This window comes from Rhodococcus sp. 14-2470-1a (assembly GCF_002259425.1).
Lineage (GTDB): Bacteria > Actinomycetota > Actinomycetes > Mycobacteriales > Mycobacteriaceae > Rhodococcoides > Rhodococcoides fascians_E.
Genome location: NZ_NPFZ01000015.1, coordinates 38,028 through 56,806, shown reverse-complemented (window position 1 = coordinate 56,806; position 18,779 = coordinate 38,028). Strand labels below are relative to the sequence as shown.

Here is an 18,779-nt window from a genome sequence, read left to right as displayed (position 1 = left end):
CATGACCGACTCAGCGTCGTGTCGGCCAAATCACACCGGATCACTTGTCCTGCGTCGCCGACAACAGCCACTGCCCGTCGATCTTCTCCATATTGGCGATGAGCGGGAACACGACGTTCCCCGACGCGACACCGGCACTCGTCGCACTCACGTTGACGTTGGCGAAGAGCTCGGCCTTGTCGTCCTGCAGACGCACGACACCGATGTCGAGAACGTCGACGTCCGTTGCCGTCTGCGTCTCGTTCGCCGTCGACTTGATCTCCTCGATGAACTTCTGCGACTCCTCGCGGAACGCTGGCGTCATCTTCTCGAGCCCGGCCGCGATGTCGGCGTCGATCGTGGCGAAGTTGTACCTGTACAACCCGACCAGAGCGTCCGACGTCGCTCGCGTCACCTCGGACGTTTCGCCCTGGTCGACCCACGCAGCGTTGTCCACCTCGGTACCGGGCTTCAGCGCTGCAACTGCCGCGAACGCAACCAACAACGCAGCAACAGCACCGATCACGATCGTCGGCACCCAGTTGGTCCGGCCGGCCGGTTCTGCCTCGGGTGAGCCTGCCTCGGCTGCAGGATGCTCCCCTACAGGAGTCTCGGTCTCAGGAGTCTCAGATTCAGGAGTCTCAGATTCAGCAGTCTCGGCTACGGACGCTTTCTGCTCCGGCGTCTTCGAGATGGAAACCGTGCTGGCAGCCTCTACTGACGTGGGGCTGTCGAGATCCGCAGAATCGGGCGCACCCGAATCCACAGCACTCGAATCCGGTGCACTGGAATCGGTGGGCTTGCGGTTGGTCCCCGCGACCTTCTTACGCACCTTGCTGGTGGTGACGGGTGGGACTATCTTGCGACGTTGTGGGGGCACTGAAGTACTCCTGACTCGAACATGTGCGGGCGGGCGGAAGGTGCAGCCTCGGCTACGGACCTTCGGACGCGCCTGAATCAGCGGGCGCGGGCTCGCCGGAGGGAGGCGTCGCGCTCGGGTCTGTGGTTCCGGCATCGGGAGCGGGAGTGCCTGCCTCCGGGCTACCTGAGTCCGGGGCACCTGCGTTCGGTGCGGGCTGCTGCACGCCCGGATCGGCCGGTGCATCGACGGGATTCAGCGGCACCCGGTCTCCGACAGGCAGAAGGTTGTTGACCTTCCACGTTCCGTCGACTTCTTCGAGATACATCCGCATCACACTGCGTGTGCGTTCGGTGAATCCGTCCGGCCCCGACGTGTTGTTCGCGACGATCGCGATCGCAGTGGCGGTCCGGTCGTCGACGTTGAGTTCCGTGATGGTGGCGTCGAGCACTTCGGCGGTAATCTTACGGCCGGAATTACGCTGCTCGTCGGTGACGGCCTTCTTGGTCTCCTCGAGATAGCTGGTCATCTGGTCGCCCGTCACCGAGGTGAGCATCAGATCCAGCGACCCGTCCATGTCGGCGGAGTCGACGGTACTGAGATTGATCGCGGCCTGACGTGCGTCGTTCAGCGCCGAATCGCGGGTGTCCGCAATCGCCTTCTCGTCCCACGCGCTCTTCCATCCGATCCCGAACCACACGCAGGCCGCCAGGGCCACCACGGCAACGATGGAGAGGGCTACCAGGACCGGCCGGGACTTGTTCTTCGGCCGCTGTGTCTTCTTCGGCCGCGGTGTTGCGGCCTCGGTGTTTGACGTCACACTTCAACCTTACTCTTCGGTAACACCGGCATCGACGACGCCGGAGTAACCGTGGAACACGAAACGGCGGTGAATCTGCTCGGTTTCCGCAGATCCACCGCCGACGAACACGATACGAGCGCGCACAGTTACTTCGGAGTGACTCCGATCAGGGGAGCGAGCTGCGAGGCGATCGGATTCAGGTTGAGCTTGTCCGGATCCACCTTGGGCTTGCTGTCCCACGGCTGCGGGGTATCGGGGTCCGCGAACACGATCCGGTTGGCACTACGAACGCCGGTGACGCTGCCCTGCGGTGTCGTGCAGTTCGCGTCGAGATTCAGCGGGTAGTTCTCCTCGGTCAGGTCGAAGTTGGGGTTCTTCGCCTTTTCTTCGTCCAGAATCGCCTGCGACCCTTCGTAACCCAACGTGCACGGAGGCGGGTTGTTCGTCTCGAGCAACAGCCCCTGATGGATCGTCCCATCGCCCGGCGTCAATGTCTGCGCACCAGCTGCCAGTGCAGGCAGGAAGATCAGCAGAGGCTTGAGCGCCAGGGTGCGAGGAGCGGCCAGCTCGAACACGTTGCGCAGGTTGGTCAGATCCGTCGTCAAGGATCCACCACCTTCGTTGATCAGCGCACCGACCTGATCGCTCGCAGCGGTTCCGGTGTTGATCAATCTCCGGATGTCCGGATCGCTGCTCCGCAGCTGCGCAGTCACCGACGCCAGATCCGTGCTGAACTGCCGGATGGCCGACGACTGCTCGGACTGCGTGTCCAACACGGTTCGGCTGTCGCGAATCAGAGCGAGCGTCTGCGGCAGTGCTTCGTTGCCCGTCTCGGACAACGCACCGAGAGAGTCGACGAGCACCTGCAGGTCGTCACCCTTTCCGTCGAACGCAGCCCCGAGCTCTCGGACAACCGTCGTCAGGTTCTCGAGCGGAACGGTCTTGACGAGCTGATCCGTGCTGGCGAGGACGTTCTCGACGGGCACCGGCGTCTGCGTGTCCGCCGTGGCGATGGTCGAACCGTTCTCGAGATACGGCCCTTCGTCGCTCGTCGGCTGAAGATCTACGTACTGCTCACCGATGGCCGAGCGGTTGGCCACGACAGCGCGCGCCGACGACGGAATCTGCGGACCTCCGTTGTCCAGCAACAGTTCCACGTCGATGCCGTCGTTCGTGAGCGACAACGCGCCGACGGTGCCCACCGGCACGCCGCGGTACGTGACCTCGGCGTTGGTGAAGATTCCACCGGAATCGGCGAACTGACCGGTCACGCTGTACTGACCGAAGCCGAGCAGATTGTCGAGCCGCACGTACTTTCCGCCGACGTAGACAACGCCCACGACTGCGACGATGACGAAGAAGATGAGCTGCACCTTCACCAGCCGCGATCTCACAGCCCACCTCCGAGTTGTTCGAGCAGATCGTTCAGGGGCTCGAACGGAGTGAGCGGCGCGCCGGTCTCACCCTCGTCCGGTTCGGCCCCAGGCGCTACCGGCACCCCGGGAGGAGGCGACGAATTGGGAATGATCGGGGGCAACGGCAACAGCGAGATGGTGGGCCACCCCGGTCGCGGACCGTTTCCGTTGTAGTACGGGTTCGACGGATCCACCAGTGGGAGCGTGTCGCCGTACTTCGGCGGGATGTAGACCGGATCTCCCTCGCCGACACCGAAGTTGCGCAGAGCGGTGCCGATCGACAGATCGAGCGAGAGATACAAGTTGGCCGAGTTGCCCTGGGTGATCTCCTCGATTCCGTCCGGGAACGGAAGCGTCGGGATCAGCGGCAGTGTGGTCACGATGTCGTCACCCGACGCCGCGAGCGCCTGCAATGTCGGACGCAGCGCTCGCAGGTCCGCGATCAAGTTGTCCTTGGACTGGTCGATCACGTCCGTCCCGACGCTGCCGAGCCTGTCGAGCTGGCCGAGCATCTGCGTCAGCTGCGGACGCTGTTGTTCGAGGACCTCCGTCGCGATCGGCAGATCCTGCAGGACCCGGTCGATCTTCTCGGTCTGCCCGCTGACCTGCGTGGTCAGGAGGTCGAGACCGTCGAGCGCCCGAGTGATGTCGTCGCGCTGCTCTTCGAGTCCACCGATCAGCGTGTTCGCTTCCTGGAGAAGACTCTTGGTGGTTCCCTCTCGACCGGAGAAAGCTGCGTTGAGTTCCTTCACGATCGGAGCCAGTTGCCCGACGCCACCACCGTTGAGCACCAGCGACAGAGCGCCGAGAACCTGTTCGATGTTCGTCGTCACGCGGGTCCGGTCGAGTGGGATGGTGTCCCCGTCCTTCAGCTTCTGCGGATCCGCGTCACCCGCAGGAACCGACAGCTGAATGAACTTCTCGCCGAGGATCGACGTCTGCTCGACCGCCGCCGTCGCGTTGGCCGGCAGGTCGGTCGAGTCGTTGACGATGACATCGACGTTCGCGGTCCACTCACCGTCCGGAACGCTGATCGAGTCGACCCGGCCGACCTCGACTCCGTCGACCTTGACGGTCGACTGCGGGACCAGATCGAGGACGTCCTGGAACTGAATCGTGAGACGAATCGGGTTGCTGCCGACATCTGCACCACCGGGCAATGGAATTCCGTACACGCCCTGCGAGCATGCCGTGGCCGACATGACCACGACGGCTGCACCGACGACGGACGTCAACGACCGTTTCGACGAAATCCACGTTCTCATCGACGCGCTCATCGTCCCCCTCCAAGCGATTCCTGCAGTCCTGGCAGCGTGTTGTTCTCGCCCAACCTCGGTGACACGACACCCGGCACGGTCCCCGGCACGACGTCACCTTGCTGGGTGTCGTTCGTGAGCACACCGAACGGAAGCACCAGTCCGGAATCGCGAACCGGGCCCTGGATCAGCGTCGTGATCTCACCGCACCGGTCGATGATCGGCTGGATCTGGGCACCGAGCTGTTCGAACCTCGGGTCACCGGGAACCAATTTGCCGAGGTCGATCAGGCGGCACACCGTTCCGAGTGGGTCCTGAGTCTCGTTCTGCAGGTTGGCACGTGTGGCCAGAGTGCCCGATTCGGCGTCGTACGAGTTGACGAGGTTGCTGATCGCGAGCGGCAGAATCGTCAGTGTCTCCACCAGCTGCTGGCGATTGTCGGACAGCGCCTGAGTGGGCTGCACCAGTCCGTCGGCCGCCCGCACCAACTGATCGCGGTTGTCCGCCACGAATCCAGCCACATCGCCCAGGGCGATCGACAGCTGATTCAGTGCCGCACCGAGATTCTCCCGCTCCCCGTCGAGAAATCCGGTGAGATCGGACAGCTGGTTGTTGAACTCGCGGACCTGCGCGTCGTTGGCCGCGAGGGCCGAGACGAACGTCTGCAGGTTCTTGACCGTGTCGAACAGGTCTCCGCGGGAGTCGCTGAGTGTCCGCGACGCTTCCGAGAGCTGAGTGATGGTGTTGCCCAGCGCTTCGCCGTTGCCGTCGAGGTTCGCGGCGCCGGTGTTGACCAGATCGGTCAGCGCCCCGTTCGCGTTGGCCCCGTTGGGTCCGAGTGCGTTGGACAGTTCGTCGATGCTGGCATAGATCTGATCCACCTCGACGGGAGTTGCGGTCCGGTCACGCGGAATCACCGCGTCGCCCGACATCTTCTCCCCACCCGAGTAGGCAGGTGCGAGCTGAACGTATCGATCCGACACCAACGACGGCGTGATCTGCGCAGCCCTCACGTCGGCTGGAACGTCGACGCCGCGGTCGACGCGCATCTTGACTTCGACCTGATCGCCCTGCGGCACGACCGAGGTGACCTTGCCGACTGCGACGCCGAGGACACGGACGTCGGAACCTTCGTAGATACCGACGGACTTGTCGAAGTATGCCGTGATGTCGGTCGAACCCGCACGGGTGAACAGCCACCAGAGGCCGCCTGCGATCACCAACGCTGCGATGACGACGCCTGCAATGACTGCGCGCGTGCCACCGGTCTTCTTGGTGTTCTCCGTGGTTCCGTCAGCTGTGCTGTCGGTCATCAGTTGCCTCCCAGATCACGCGCGGGCTGACGGTAGCCGGGGATCAACGGCAGACCAGGAGGCGTGAGGTTCGCCAGGGTGATGTCGAGCCAGCGGCCGTTACCGACCACGTTCGCATACATGCGAACGAACGGTGAGTACAGCTGCAGGCCGCGCTCGACGGCCTCGTTGTTCTCGTTGAGGATGTCGATCACGCCGTTCAGTTGTTCGAGCATCGGAGTGATCTGCTCTTCGTTGTCGCGGACCAAGCCGGTCAGTTCCGTCGACAGACGCCTGGTTCCGCTGAGCAGCTGCGAGATCGCCTGCTGGCGATTGTTCAGCTCTTCCAGCAGAGGCCCCGCATCGGCGATGAGCCTGGTGAACTGTTCGTTCCTGTCCGCCAACACCTTCGACGTCTGACCTGTCGCCTCGAACAGCCTCTGCAGTTCGGCGTCCCGGCTCGCGATGGTCTGCGACAACCGGCTGACACCGTCGAGCGAGGCACGGATGTCCGCCGGGGTCTCCGAGAACGCCTGCGACAGAGTTTCGAAGCTCGACGCCAACTGAGTGGTGTCGATGTCCTCGATCGTCGATGCTGCGTCGGAAAACGCGTCGATGACGTCGTACGGAGAAGTTGTGCGCTCCAACGGAATGGGATCCTTCGGCTTCAGCACGTCGTCACCACGAGGATCGATGGCCAGATACTTCTGCCCGAGGACGGTCTTGATCTGGATGGACGCCGACGAGTTGTTGCCCACCCACGCGTCCTGCACGCGGAAGTCGACGTTGACCCTGTCGCCGTCGAGCTCGACGGAATCGACCTGCCCTACCTTGACACCCGCGATTCTCACTTCGTTGCCGGGCTTGAGCCCGGCGGCTTCCTTGAACTGCGCCGTGTACGTCGAACCGGCTCCCAGGATCGGCAGCTTGTCCAGAAAGAACACCGACACGGTAGCCAGAAGCACGATCATGATGCCGAGCGCGCCGGCCACGAGCGGGCTACGCTTTTTCATTCCTTGATCCCCCCAGCTTTGCAACGCTCGGCCGCGTTGGTGTACAGCGGTTGATTCACTGTCGGAAGCCCGGTCGGCAAGTTCAGGTTGGGCGACGTGCCCGGGCCTGCCTGAATGTCGATGCCGCACAGGTAGAACGTGAACCACGAACCCTGCTGGGCCGTTCGGATCAGTTTGTCGAGCTTCTTCGGCATGGTCTGGATGACCTTGGTGACCTCTGCTTCACGGTTGTTCAGCGTGGTCGCCAAAGTGTTCAGTGCGGCGATCGATCCCTGGATGGACGGCCTCGTCGGTTCCAGAAGATCCGCGGTAGCGTCCGTCAGGCCGGCGAGAGACGTGACGGCAGATCCGACGACGTCGCGGTCGGAGGACAGTCCCGACACCAGCGCCTGAGTGTTGGTGATCAGGGAATCCAGCTGGTCGTCGTTCTGATTGACCGTCTGCAGCACCGTGTTCAAGTTGGTGATGACGGCGCCGATCACCGCGTCCTTGTCTGCGACCGTATTGGTCAAGCTTGCGGTACTGCGAACCAGTTCGCTGATCGTTCCGGACTCACCCTGGAAGACCTGGATGATCTGGTAGGACAGTTTGTTGACGTCGTCGGCGCTCAATGTCTGGAACAACGGCCTGAAGCCGTCGAACAGAGTTGTGAGGTTGACGGCGGGCTTGGTCTGGCTCAACGGGATGGTTTCACCGGGGTTGATCTTGCCGCCCTGGTCACCAGCACCCTGTTCGATCGCGATGTACCGCTGCCCGACGAGGTTTCGGTAACGGAGGTTGGCCGTCGCCGAGGCAGGCAGGTAATCCCGGCCGTCGACCGAGAACTCGACCATGGCTTCGCGCTCGTTGACGATCTCGATGTTCTTGACGTCGCCGACGCGGACACCGGCAATGCGGACCTCGTCACCCTTGTTGAGCGATGCAACGTCACTGAAGATCGCGTTGAACGTCTTTCCCCCGCCCCCGGAGATGTTCGCGATCGAGAACGCCAGGGTGGCGGTCGCCAGAATCGTGACGACAGCGAACACGATCAGCTTGACGAGCGGTGCGAGTAGCCCCCTCATTTGATGGTCACCTCCACACCCCTCAATGCCGGCGCCCCCGCCGAAGTAACCCAGGAAGGAACATCCTCCGGAGCGGTTCCCGTTGCCCCGCCGTAGATCACGGCGAGAGTGTCACGTTCGAAATCCGAGCCCGCGTAGGACACCGGCGTCTGTTCGACGATGCCCGGCAGCGGCGAGTACTGCGGAGCAGGCAGTTCCGGAACATCCTGCGGTCCCGGGTTCCTCGACGGCACCTGGTAGGAACCGTCGTTCGCCGATCCGCCCGGGTACTGCGGGAAGAACTCCCCCGCGGCCGTATCCGCCGGGGTGTAGCAACGCGGTCCGCGGTCGTCGAACAGGCGCGGCTCGTCCTGGTTGGGAAGGTAGCGCCCCTTCGGATTGACGAAAGCAGCGGACACGTTGATGCCTCGGTACTGGTCACCGACACCGATGACGTCCTGCGCGTTCTGCACCACCGGCACGAAATTGGCGAACGTACACCCGAACGACGGCGAATACTGCGCCAACAACTCCAGCGCCTCCCGCGAATCCGCCGAGATCCGAATCAGATTGTCCGCGTTGGCCTGCAGAAAATCCGCCGTCGACGCACTCGTCGCCGTCAACGACGAAATCAACGTATCCACCGCCGGACGCTGCTCGACCAACGTGTTCCCCGTGACCGACAGATTGTCCAGCGCATCGATCAACTGCGGACCCGCATCGGCATACGTCTGCGAGAAATCCGCCAACCCACGCAGATCCTCCTGAATGTTCGGCAACTCGGTGTTCAGACCCTTGAAGATCGTGTCCAGCCGATCGATCGTCAACCCCAACTCCTGACCACGACCACTCAGACCCTGCGCCAACGCACCCAACGTGCTCGCCAGATCCTGCGGCGGAATCGCCTCGAGCAACGGCAGCAAGTTGTCCAACAACTGCCCGACCTCGATAGCGCTACCGCTGGTGTCTTGCCTGAGCACCGTCCCGTCGGTTATCGGCGACGCCGTGTCGTTCTCGGGAATCTGCAACGCCACGTACCGCTCACCGAACAACGTCTTGGGCAACAACCGCGCCGTCGCGTTCGACGGAATCAGATCGGCCTTGTCCGGATCGATCGCCAACTTCGCCGTCACCACACCGTCGACCGACGACGCCGACCGCACTTCACCGACGATCAAACCGCGAACCTTCACATCCGCGTTGCTGGGCAACGCATTACCCACCGAATCGGTCACCAGGTCGATACTGACGACTTTCTTGAAGGTCTTGTTGTACGAGGTGACCGACCATCCGAGGAAGAGGATCAACACCAGAAAGAACGCGAGGCCGAGCAGAAGTCGCTTCAGCCGCGACGGCGAGTCGATCATCCTGCAACCCTCACTGTCGTCGTGGTTCCCCAGATTGCGAGGCTGAGGAAGAAGTCCAGTACCGCCACCGTCACGATGGCCGTTCGCACGGCGCGGCCCACGGCTACCCCGACGCCTGCAGGTCCGCCCGATGCATGGAATCCGTAGTAGCAGTGGATCATGATCAGCACGAAGGCGAAGATCAACACCTTGAGGAACGAATAGAGAACGTCCTCGGGCGGTAGGAACAGATTGAAGTAGTGGTCGTACGACCCACCCGACTGCCCGTTGAATATCGTGCTGATTCCGCGTGATGCGATGTACGACGCCAGGAGTCCCACGATGTAGAGCGGGATGACGGCGACGAATCCGGCGATCATGCGTGTGGTGACGAGGAACGGAACGCTGGGCACCGCCATCACTTCGAGCGCGTCGATCTCCTCGGAGATTCTCATCGCGCCGAGCTGTGCCGTGAAGCCGGCCCCGACCGTCGCGGACAGGGCGAGACCTGCGACGACAGGCGCGATTTCACGAGTGTTGACGTACGCGGAGAGGAAGCCGGTGAGGACCGAGCTTCCGAGCTGCTCGAGTGCGGCGTATCCCTGCAGACCCACGACCACACCGGTGGCACCGGACATCATGACGATGACGCCGATGGTGCCGCCGATGACCGCGAGGGCTCCCGAGCCGAAGGTGACCTCGGCGAGAAGTCGCAGAACTTCCTTCTTGTAGTGAACGAGCGTGCGCGGAATCCATCCGATGGCACGCACGTAGAACGACATCTGCTCGCCCGCGTTGTCCAACACGGTGAGCGGAGCACCGGCGATGCGCTTCGCGCGCATGAGAGTACGGTCGCCGCGACCTTTGGCGATGGTCATTGCGCGTCAGCTTCCCTTCGCCGGCACGACCTGGAGGTACACCAGGGTGAGAATGAGGTTGGCGAAGAACAGCAGCAGGAAGGTGATGACCACCGTCTGGTTCACTGCCTCGCCGACGCCCTTGGGGCCGGGGTTGGGATTGAGTCCCTTGTAGGAGGCGATGATGCCTGCGATCAGCCCGAAGATCGCTGCTTTCAGTTCGGCCACATACAGATCCGGCAGCTGCGCGAGCGCCGAGAACGAGGCGAGGTAAGCGCCGGGGGTACCGCCCTGCAGCACGACGTTGAAGAAGTAACCGCCCGCGATGCCGACGACGGACACCAATCCGTTCAAGAGCAGCGCGACGAGGATCATGGCGAGCACGCGCGGTACGACCAGACGATGAATCGGGTCGATTCCGAGTACTCGCATCGCGTCGATCTCTTCACGAATGGTTCGCGAACCGAGGTCGGCGGTCACAGCCGACCCGGCAGCACCGGCGATCAGCAGCGCCGTCACGATCGGGCTGCCTTGCTGAATCACCGCCAGCACGCTCGCCGCGCCGGTGAACGACTCGGCGCCGAGCTGCTTGATCAGAGAACCCGTCTGCAGCGAGACGACCGCGCCGAACGGAATGGCGACGAGCGCCGTCGGCAGAATCGTGACGCTGGCGATGAACCAGGCCTGTTCGATGAACTCGCGAAACTGGAAGGGCCGTCTGAACGTGTTCCGAACGACGTCGACCAGTAGTTCTACGATGTTTCCGGCTTGCGCGAGTGCTGCGCCCGCCGGAGCAAGAGCGGACTTCTTCGATCCCCCCATGGTGCTTATTGTCCCCGCCCCTGCGCAGGACCGTGGCCCTGATCGCTACGTCCTGAAGTGTCATAGCCTGAATTGTCGTACCCGGATTGGTCGTAGCCGGAGTTGCCGTAGCCGGAGTTGTCGTACGCGGCGTTGTCGTAACCGGCGTTGTCGTAACCGGTGTGGCCGTCGTTCTCGTACGTCTGGCTGCCCGCGTACGCGGGTGTCTGGCTGCCGGGGTCCGTGGTGTCGAGGCTTTCCTGAATGGCGACCTGAGCGCTCTGCGGAAGGGTGTGCATGATCTGACGCACCCGCTCCTGACGGCGACCGACTGCCTGCCGAACCGGCGTACCGGGAGTCGCTTTCATCTGCGGCACGATACCTTCCACGTCGTCGACACCACCAGCATGATGCCCGGCGTCGACGAGAGCTTGCTCGTGCGCCATCTGCGCCTCGTCCTTCTCCTCCGACATACCGATCGGCCCGATCATCGTGCCGTTCAGGAACTGCTTGACCACAGGTTCGTCGGAGGTCAGCAGCACCTCACGCGGACCGAACATGACCAACTGACGGCGGAACAGCATCCCGATGTTGTCCGGCACCGTCCGAGCCAGGTTGATGTTGTGCGACACGATCAGAATGGTCGCATCGATCTCGGCGTTGATGTCGATCAACGTCTGCGAAATGTAGGTCGTACGTACCGGATCCAACCCCGAGTCCGGCTCGTCGACCAGGATGATCTCCGGGTCCAACACCAACGCACGGGCCAAGCCGGCGCGCTTGCGCATACCTCCGGAGATCTCGCCGGGCAGCTTGTCCTCCGCGCCGATCAGGCCCGTCAGTTCGAGCTTCTCCATGACGATCTTGCGGATGTCGGACTCGGACTTCTTGGTGTGCTCACGCAGCGGGAACGCCACGTTGTCGTACAAGTTCATCGACCCGAACAGAGCACCGTCCTGGAACAGCACTCCGAACAGCTTGCGGATCTCGTACAGCTCCCGCGAACTGCACTGCAGAATGTCGGTCCCGTCGATGAAAATCTTGCCCTGCTCGGGGCGAAGGAGACCGATCAGCGACTTCAGGAACACCGACTTACCGGTTCCCGACGGTCCCAGCAGTGCACTGACCTCGCCCGACGGCAACGTCAAAGTGACGTCCTGCCAAATCTTCTGGACACCGAAAGACTTGGTCAATCCCTCGACCGAAACCTCGACTCCCACGCTGACCTCCACAGTTCGTTCACATCGACCCGGATGTGGGTTGGGTCACTCTATCGCACACGAGTGTCCACACCGACACCGGAGCTTACTGCCCAGTAATAACTTCCCCGAGTCGGGCTGCGGTCCTTGCATCAGTGTGGCTCATCTCACCACGACACGCGTGCGACTCGCCCGATTTGTGATGAAACCCAACGGCACAGCGTTGTGAGAACGAACAGAACCGAGGCGAAGACATAGGTAACAGACCCGAACACGACACGACGAAGGGCCACCCCCGAGTGGGGATGGCCCTTCGTGTGTACGAGCTACGCCAGAATTACTTGACGGAGATCTTCGCGCCGGCTGCTTCCAGCTTCTCCTTGGCAGCCTCGGCTGCATCCTTGGCGACCTTCTCCAGGATTGCCTTCGGAGCGCTCTCGACGAGGTCCTTGGCTTCCTTCAGGCCGAGGCCGGAGACGACCTCACGGACGACCTTGATGACCTGGATCTTCTTGTCGCCGGCCGACTCGAGGACGACGTCGAACTCGTCCTGCTCCTCGGCAGCGTCAGCGCCACCGGCAGCCGGTGCGCCAGCAGCGGCGACGGCGACGGGAGCGGCTGCGGTGACCTCGAAGGTCTCCTCGAATGCCTTCACGAACTCGCTGAGCTCGAGGAGGGTGAGCTCCTTGAACTGGTCGAGCAATTCTTCGGTGCTGAGCTTCGCCATGGTGGCGGTCCTTCCTTTAGTACCGAGTCGCTGATCCGCGACACAGGTTGGTTGTGTAGCTGTCGCTGTGAGTGCGGATCAGCTTTCGGCGGGAGCTTCTGCTTCTGCCGGTGCCTCGGCTGCAGCAGCTGCGGGAGCTGCAGAACCTTCGGTGGCCTTCTTGTCTGCCAATGCCTGAGCCAGACGTGCAACCTGCGAAGCAGGTGCATTGAACAGTCCTGCAGCCTTCGACAGGTTGCCCTTCATGGCACCTGCGAGCTTTGCAAGCAAGATTTCGCGGGACTCGAGGTCCGCGATCTTGTTGATCTCGTCCACGGACAGCGTCGCGCCGTCCATGTAGCCGCCCTTGACGACCAAGGCCTTGTTGTCCTTCGCGAAGGCCTTGATGGCCTTCGCAGCGTCGACCGGCTCGCCCTTGATGAACGCAATGGCGGTCGGTCCGACGAACAACTCGTCCAGCCCGGTGATGCCGGCTTCGGCAGCAGCGCGCTTGACCAGGGTGTTCTTGGCGACGGAGTAGGTGGCACTGTCGCCGAGCGCACGCCGCAGCTGGGTCAATCCGGATACCGACAGGCCACGGTATTCCGTGACGACGGCAGCCGTCGAACCCTTGAACTGCTCGGTGATCTCGGAAACCGCTGAGACCTTTTCGGGCTTTGCCATACTTCGCCTCCTCTCGTGGAAGTTATGTCGATCGCGAGAGGTCCTGCAGAAACGACGAACGCCCCGGTGCAGGAGGCACACGGGGCGTAGACATGATGGCGGCGTGGAGTGATCCGAACCGTCGAACAGGTCCCTTACCTCGTTCTCCTGCGTGGGCCGTCCGAGTGTCTCGGACCTTCAACCGCAATCTCGTGAAAGAAATCCCCCGAGAAGGCGGTGACCAACGGTCTTGGGTAGAACTTGTTTGGGCGGATCCGAACCGAAATCCGATTCAGAGCCGTCGACCAGACTACAGCGCTGCGCCGCAAAGTCCAAAACGCGCTGCTGTGACGACGCACCGGCGACGCTGTCATCGTGAACAACAATCGGCGCACGCAGGACAAGACGGTACTCGGGGCTGTTGAATCGAGAACATGACGGCAGCGCAGCCACGCCCACTGCTCCTACCGGACTCCGCCGGATCGAGCCCGGAGCGGGACCCGAGCGGCGGCGACGCAGCTGCCGCCTGGCGCAGCCTCGTCGAATCACCACCGTTGTACCCGCGGATCGCACGCGCACGGAACGTCCCGGTCACTATGAGCGACGGGACGGTGCTACGCGCGGATGTCATGCGTCCGGCCGACGCGGCGGGTCGGGCCGTGGAGACCGCACTGCCCGCGGTCCTCAACATCACCCCGTACAACAAGCGGTTGATCACCGGCATCGACACACTCCTCGGGGCGCCAGTCCTGGGACGTGCCATTCGCGGTGCGTCGCGTCGATTCGACCTGAGCAACACCGCGTTCGACGGAATCACCGAGATCACGCGCATCGTCGACGGCGGTGCCGCCGATCTGCTGTCGGTCAACCGGCATCTGATTCGAAGCGGCTACGTCCAGGTCATCGTCGACGCACGTGGTACCGGCTCGTCGAACGGCACGTGGGACATCCTCGGGGATCGCGAGCAGCTCGATTCCGTCGAGATCATCGACTGGATCACCTTCCATCCCTGGTGCAACGGCCGCGTCGGCATGACCGGTATCTCCTACTCCGCCATCAACGCACTGCAAGCAGCATCCAAGCGGCCCGACGGCCTGCACGCAGTGTTCGCCGTGGAGGGCTCCGTCGACATCGTTCGGGAGATCTTCGCGACGGGAGGTGCACCGTCACTGTTCATCCCGTTGTGGCTGACGGCGGTGAACGCGCTCAAATGGTTTCCGACGCTCCGCGGCGTCGACGCCCTGACGTGGCTTCGCGACCGAGCGGCATCCCCCGCGACCCACATGTTCGACCTTGCCAAAGGTTTCCTGACCGGTGGCGACACCCGGATCTACGACGACCCGTACTACGACAACATCGACGCGGACATCGAAGAGATCGACGTCCCCACGTTCGTGTACGGATGTTGGCACGACATCTTCGGTGGATCCGCACCCGACATCTACAACCGCCTGGCCCTCGAACGCGGCCGGAAACAACTCCTCGTCGGAGACGGCTACCACGGCAACCCCGGAATCGGCTTCGGCCGACCGGGTTTCCCGCCACGGCTGGACGTACTGGAACGAGCATGGTTCGACCGCTGGCTACGCGACGAGGACAACGGTATCGAGCGATTCGGGCCCGTCACGCTCCGCAGCCAGGGCGGATCGTGGACGGCCCACGGCCGCTTCCCCGCACCCCACGCCGTACCGCAACGGCTCTACCTGTCCGCCGCCACGTCGGGAACGGCGCGGCACGCAGCAGCCGACGGTACACTCGGCGGCCGATCCGACGGCAGCAGTGGAACATTCACCGTCCGCCCCTCGCTTCGAGCCGTCGTCTCACGGGACACGACGCAGGTGCTCGCCGGAGTCACCGCCGTCCTCGGCGGTGGCTTCACCTACGACAATCGATTCGCCGAGGGCGCCGCGGTCAGTTTCACGACGATGCCGGCCTCGGTCGACACGGTGATCTCGGGACCGATGACTCTGCATCTGCGCGTCGTATGCCGTGCACGAGAAGCACTCTGGGCCATCATGGTGTGCGACGTCGCACCCGACGGCACGTCCACCGTCGTGACCAACGGGGCCCTGCTCGCATCGCGCCGAGCCGTCGACGACGAGAAGTCCTTGTTCGCCCCCAACGGTGACTACACCCGCCCGCACCACCCATTGACCGAAGCCTCGATGCTTCCGGTACCCGTCGGTGAACCGTTGACCCTCGACATCGACTTGCTCACCACCGAAGCCGCGATCTCCGTCGGACACCGCCTGAGAGTCGACGTATTCGCCGCCGACCCGCCCCGATTCATGCCCATCCTCCCCGACCTGCTTCGAACCCGAGCCCGCAGCCAGGACATCGTCATCGATCCCGAGAACCCCAGCTTCCTCGTCGTGCCCATGCTCGACGACCCAGGCTGGTGAAGGAGAACCAATGCAGACCCGCACCGGCTTCGCACCGTCGAACGGCATCGAACTCGCCTACGAGGACATGGGCAACCCCGACGACCCGGTAGTCCTGATGATCATGGGGCTCAGTGCCCAGATGACGCTGTGGCCCAAGGAATTCTGCGAGCGAATCGTCGACCTGGGATTCCGGGTCATCCGATTCGACAACCGCGACATCGGACTGTCCACCAAGATGGACGGGCTCCGCATCGAAGGCTCCGCCTTGCTCCGGCTGATCCGCACGGGCCTCGGCGCGTCGAGCACCGTCCCGTACACCCTGAAGGACATGGCACTCGACACCAAAGGCCTACTCGACCACCTCGACATCGAACAGGTACACGTCGTCGGCGCATCCATGGGCGGAATGATCGCGCAGGTCTTCGCCGGGCTGTACCCGAATCGCGTACTCAGCACCGCGATCATCTTCTCCAGCACCAACGAGGCCTTCCTGCCGCCGCCCGACCCGCGCGCACTCCTCCCCCTCATAAAAGGCCCTGGCCCGGGTGCCACCCGCGAACAGATCGTCGCCCACTCCGCCAACACCCGACGAATCATCGGCAGCTCCGCGTACCCCACGCCCATGGAAGAACTCCTCGTCACCGCAGGCGAAATGTACGACCGCAACTACAACCCCGCCGGCGCACTCCGCCAGATGGCCGCCGTGACCGGAACAGGCAGTCTCCGCCGGATCGCCGCGCAGATCGCCGCACCCACCGTCGTCGTCCACGGCCGCGCCGACCGACTCATGCGCCCCTCCGGTGGCAAAGCCGTCGCCCGAGCAGTCCCCGGATCCTCACTCCACCTCATCGGCGGAATGGGCCACGACCTCCCCCGTCCACTGTGGGACGAAATCCTCGGCGAACTGTCGTCCAACTTCGCGCGAGCCTGATCGGTTCCCGGGAGACGCACGAAATACGAAAGAGGGCCGACCCCCGGTGGGGTCGGCCCTCTTTCGGTACTACTGCTTACGCTTCTGCGTCGTCCTCGAGGAGGTTACGCGTGCGGTTCGGGTCCACGGGGATTCCCGGTCCGGTCGTCGTCGAGACGGTGATCTTCTTGACGTAGCGGCCCTTGGCGGAGGACGGCTTCGCACGGAGGATCTCGTCGAGTGCCGCACCGTAGTTCTCCACCAGCTTGGCGTTGTCGAACGATGCCTTGCCGATGACGAAGTGCAGGTTGGCCTGCTTGTCGACGCGGAAGTTGATCTTTCCGCCCTTGATGTCGTTGACGGCCTTGGTCACGTCGTTGGTGACGGTGCCCGTCTTCGGGTTCGGCATGAGGCCACGCGGTCCGAGGACGCGGGCGATGCGGCCGACCTTGGCCATCTGGTCCGGGGTGGCGATCGCGGCGTCGAAGTCCAGGAAACCGCCCTGGATGCGCTCGATCAGATCCTCTGCGCCGACGACGTCGGCTCCTGCTGCCTCTGCTTCTGCAGCCTTCTCACCAGCGGCGAAAACGATGACCCGAGCGGTCTTGCCGGTGCCGTGGGGAAGGTTGACGGTGCCGCGCACCATCTGGTCGGCCTTACGAGGGTCGACGCCGAGACGAACGGCGACCTCGACGGTGGCGTCGAACTTGCTCGACGCGGTGTCCTTGGCCAACTGTGCTGCCTGAAGCGGCGAGTACAGGTTGTCTGCATTCACCTTTGCGGCCTGCTCGAGGTAGGCCTTGCTGCGCTTTGCCATTTCTTACTGTCCAATCATGAGTTCAGTGTGGTTGACAGGCCTGGCAGGCCCTCCCACGTGACGCTTCGTGTGTGACGAGGCCTAGGTCAGCCTTCGACCGTGATGCCCATCGAACGAGCAGTACCGGCGATGATCTTCGCGGCCTGGTCGATGTCGTTGGCGTTGAGGTCTTCTGCCTTGGTCTTGGCGATTTCGCGCACCTGGTCCATGGTCACCTTGGCGACCTTGGTCTTGTGCGGCTCGCCCGAACCCTTGGCGACGCCTGCAGCCTTGAGCAGCAGCTTGGCGGCGGGAGGAGTCTTGAGCTTGAAGTCGAACGTACGGTCTTCGTAGACCGAGATCTCGACCGGCACGACGTTTCCGCGCTGCGACTCGGTCGCTGCGTTGTACGCCTTGCAGAACTCCATGATGTTGACGCCGTGCTGACCCAGTGCGGGGCCGACGGGAGGAGCAGGGTTGGCCTGTCCTGCCTGGATCTGAAGCTTGATGATCCCGGCTAGCTTCTTCTTCTTCGGGGGCATTTCTTTTTCCTTGTATTCGCTCGGGTTTCTTGCGGTAACTACTGCAAGTTCTGTGTGGGCTCGCCCACGCGGCGCCGACTAGATCTTGGCGACCTGCGTGAAGCCCAGTTCGACCGGAGTCTCACGGCCGAAGATGGATACCAGCACCTTGAGCTTCTGCTGCTCGGCGTTGACTTCGCTGATGCTGGCCGGGAGTGTCGCGAACGGGCCGTCCATGACGGTGACGGACTCGCCGACCTCGAAGTCGACCTCGATGGCCGGCTTCGACGTGGTCTCGGTGGTAGCGCCCTCGGCTGCAGCAGCCGTGGCCTTCGCGTCCTTCTTCTGCCCGTCCTGCGGCATGAGGAACTTGACGACCTCGTTGATGGTCAGCGGCGACGGACGCGACGTGGCGCCGACGAATCCGGTGACACCGGGGGTGTTGCGCACCGCGCCCCACGACTCGTCGTTGAGTTCCATCCGGACCAGGATGTAGCCGGGCAGAACCTTGCGGTTGACCTGCTTGCGCTGGCCGTTCTTGATCTCGGTGACCTCTTCGATCGGGACCTCGACCTGGAAGATGTAGTCGCCGACGTCGAGGTTCTGCACACGAGTCTCGAGGTTGGTCTTGACCTTGTTCTCGTAGCCTGCGTACGAGTGGATGACGTACCAGTCACCGGGTGCGCGTCGGAGAGCTGCCTTGAACTCGGCGACCGGATCCTCGACCTCGGCGGGCTCGGCCTCTGCCGTCTCGTCGGCTACCGCGTCGTCACCGGCGGCAGCGGCGACGTCGGCAGCGATGGCCTCGTCGGTCTCGCGGTCCAGAGCGGCCTGCTCCGCTTCGAGGCCCTGTTTGGTCGCCTCGACATCGGCGTCGAATGCGGCCACTTCGGTGGCGTCGTTGTGCGGCGTGCTCACAGCAGGCACCCTTTCTGTC

General features: G+C 63.3%; 19 protein-coding genes. 2 read left to right on the top strand and 17 right to left on the bottom strand.

The genetic code is table 11. From position 1 onward, the window contains the following. Positions 1-40 precede the first annotated feature (40 nt). The 14 genes from CH292_RS08225 to CH292_RS28855 all read right to left on the bottom strand — a co-directional run bounded on the left by CH292_RS08225 (position 41) and on the right by CH292_RS28855 (position 13,684). The gene (locus tag CH292_RS08225) at positions 41-859 is read right to left on the bottom strand and encodes a hypothetical protein (RefSeq protein ID WP_094654463.1); all 819 of its coding nucleotides are present in this window, start codon (positions 857-859) and stop codon (positions 41-43) included. A 52-nt stretch (positions 860-911) separates the two neighbouring features. After that, a complete protein-coding gene (locus CH292_RS08220; protein WP_094654462.1) occupies positions 912-1,658 on the bottom strand; it encodes a hypothetical protein in 747 nt (248 codons plus the stop codon). A 128-nt stretch (positions 1,659-1,786) separates the two neighbouring features. Then, on the bottom strand, positions 1,787-3,034 hold the full coding sequence (locus CH292_RS08215) for an MCE family protein (RefSeq protein WP_094627417.1): 1,248 nt from the start codon (positions 3,032-3,034) through the stop codon (positions 1,787-1,789). Continuing rightward, a complete protein-coding gene (locus CH292_RS08210) occupies positions 3,031-4,332 on the bottom strand; it encodes an MCE family protein (RefSeq protein WP_094627416.1) in 1,302 nt (433 codons plus the stop codon). The genes CH292_RS08215 and CH292_RS08210 overlap by 4 nt, the downstream gene beginning before the upstream one ends. Then, positions 4,329-5,624 (bottom strand): MCE family protein, encoded by a 1,296-nt coding sequence (locus CH292_RS08205; protein WP_094627415.1) that lies wholly within the window; start codon positions 5,622-5,624, stop codon positions 4,329-4,331. The genes CH292_RS08210 and CH292_RS08205 overlap by 4 nt, the downstream gene beginning before the upstream one ends. Continuing rightward, a complete protein-coding gene (locus tag CH292_RS08200) occupies positions 5,624-6,616 on the bottom strand; it encodes an MCE family protein (RefSeq protein ID WP_037105621.1) in 993 nt (330 codons plus the stop codon). The genes CH292_RS08205 and CH292_RS08200 overlap by 1 nt, the downstream gene beginning before the upstream one ends. After that, positions 6,613-7,680, bottom strand: coding sequence for an MCE family protein (locus CH292_RS08195; protein WP_037105619.1), 1,068 nt, complete (start codon positions 7,678-7,680; stop codon positions 6,613-6,615). Before CH292_RS08195 ends, CH292_RS08200 begins: the two co-directional genes overlap by 4 nt. Beyond that, complete coding sequence (locus CH292_RS08190; protein WP_094654461.1) at positions 7,677-9,026, bottom strand: MCE family protein; 1,350 nt, start codon at positions 9,024-9,026, stop codon at positions 7,677-7,679. The genes CH292_RS08195 and CH292_RS08190 overlap by 4 nt, the downstream gene beginning before the upstream one ends. Further along, positions 9,023-9,883, bottom strand: coding sequence for an ABC transporter permease (locus tag CH292_RS08185; RefSeq protein ID WP_019666423.1), 861 nt, complete (start codon positions 9,881-9,883; stop codon positions 9,023-9,025). Before CH292_RS08185 ends, CH292_RS08190 begins: the two co-directional genes overlap by 4 nt. 6 nt (positions 9,884-9,889) lie before the next feature. Next, positions 9,890-10,684: an ABC transporter permease gene (locus CH292_RS08180; protein ID WP_019666424.1), complete on the bottom strand. Its 795-nt coding sequence runs from the start codon at positions 10,682-10,684 to the stop codon at positions 9,890-9,892. Between the two features lie 5 nt (positions 10,685-10,689). Beyond that, positions 10,690-11,883: an ABC transporter ATP-binding protein gene (locus CH292_RS08175; protein WP_176458781.1), complete on the bottom strand. Its 1,194-nt coding sequence runs from the start codon at positions 11,881-11,883 to the stop codon at positions 10,690-10,692. A 316-nt stretch (positions 11,884-12,199) separates the two neighbouring features. Next, entirely contained in the window at positions 12,200-12,589 is a 390-nt protein-coding gene (rplL, locus tag CH292_RS08170) for a 50S ribosomal protein L7/L12 (RefSeq protein WP_019666426.1), read from the bottom strand. A gap of 78 nt (positions 12,590-12,667) precedes the next feature. Then, positions 12,668-13,252 carry a 50S ribosomal protein L10 gene (rplJ, locus tag CH292_RS08165; protein ID WP_019666427.1) on the bottom strand — a complete coding sequence of 195 codons (585 nt, stop codon included), beginning with the start codon at positions 13,250-13,252 and terminating at the stop codon, positions 12,668-12,670. A 177-nt stretch (positions 13,253-13,429) separates the two neighbouring features. Beyond that, entirely contained in the window at positions 13,430-13,684 is a 255-nt protein-coding gene (locus tag CH292_RS28855; protein ID WP_143545517.1) for a hypothetical protein, read from the bottom strand. On the opposite strand from CH292_RS28855, the gene CH292_RS08160 reads away from it, so the two are divergent. Both CH292_RS08160 and CH292_RS08155 read left to right on the top strand, forming a co-directional pair. Beyond that, the gene (locus CH292_RS08160) at positions 13,666-15,633 is read left to right on the top strand and encodes a CocE/NonD family hydrolase (protein ID WP_094654460.1); all 1,968 of its coding nucleotides are present in this window, start codon (positions 13,666-13,668) and stop codon (positions 15,631-15,633) included. The genes CH292_RS28855 and CH292_RS08160 overlap by 19 nt on opposite strands. A gap of 10 nt (positions 15,634-15,643) precedes the next feature. Beyond that, a complete protein-coding gene (locus tag CH292_RS08155) occupies positions 15,644-16,546 on the top strand; it encodes an alpha/beta fold hydrolase (RefSeq protein ID WP_094654459.1) in 903 nt (300 codons plus the stop codon). A gap of 76 nt (positions 16,547-16,622) precedes the next feature. On the opposite strand, the gene rplA is transcribed toward CH292_RS08155, so the two are convergent. From rplA to nusG, 3 genes are all read right to left on the bottom strand, one after another. Further along, the gene (gene rplA / locus CH292_RS08150) at positions 16,623-17,342 is read right to left on the bottom strand and encodes a 50S ribosomal protein L1 (RefSeq protein WP_019666430.1); all 720 of its coding nucleotides are present in this window, start codon (positions 17,340-17,342) and stop codon (positions 16,623-16,625) included. 86 nt (positions 17,343-17,428) lie between these two features. Beyond that, positions 17,429-17,863: a 50S ribosomal protein L11 gene (gene rplK / locus CH292_RS08145; RefSeq protein ID WP_019666431.1), complete on the bottom strand. Its 435-nt coding sequence runs from the start codon at positions 17,861-17,863 to the stop codon at positions 17,429-17,431. 78 nt (positions 17,864-17,941) lie between these two features. Beyond that, a complete protein-coding gene (nusG, locus tag CH292_RS08140; RefSeq protein ID WP_019666432.1) occupies positions 17,942-18,760 on the bottom strand; it encodes a transcription termination/antitermination protein NusG in 819 nt (272 codons plus the stop codon). Positions 18,761-18,779: the final 19 nt, after the last annotated feature.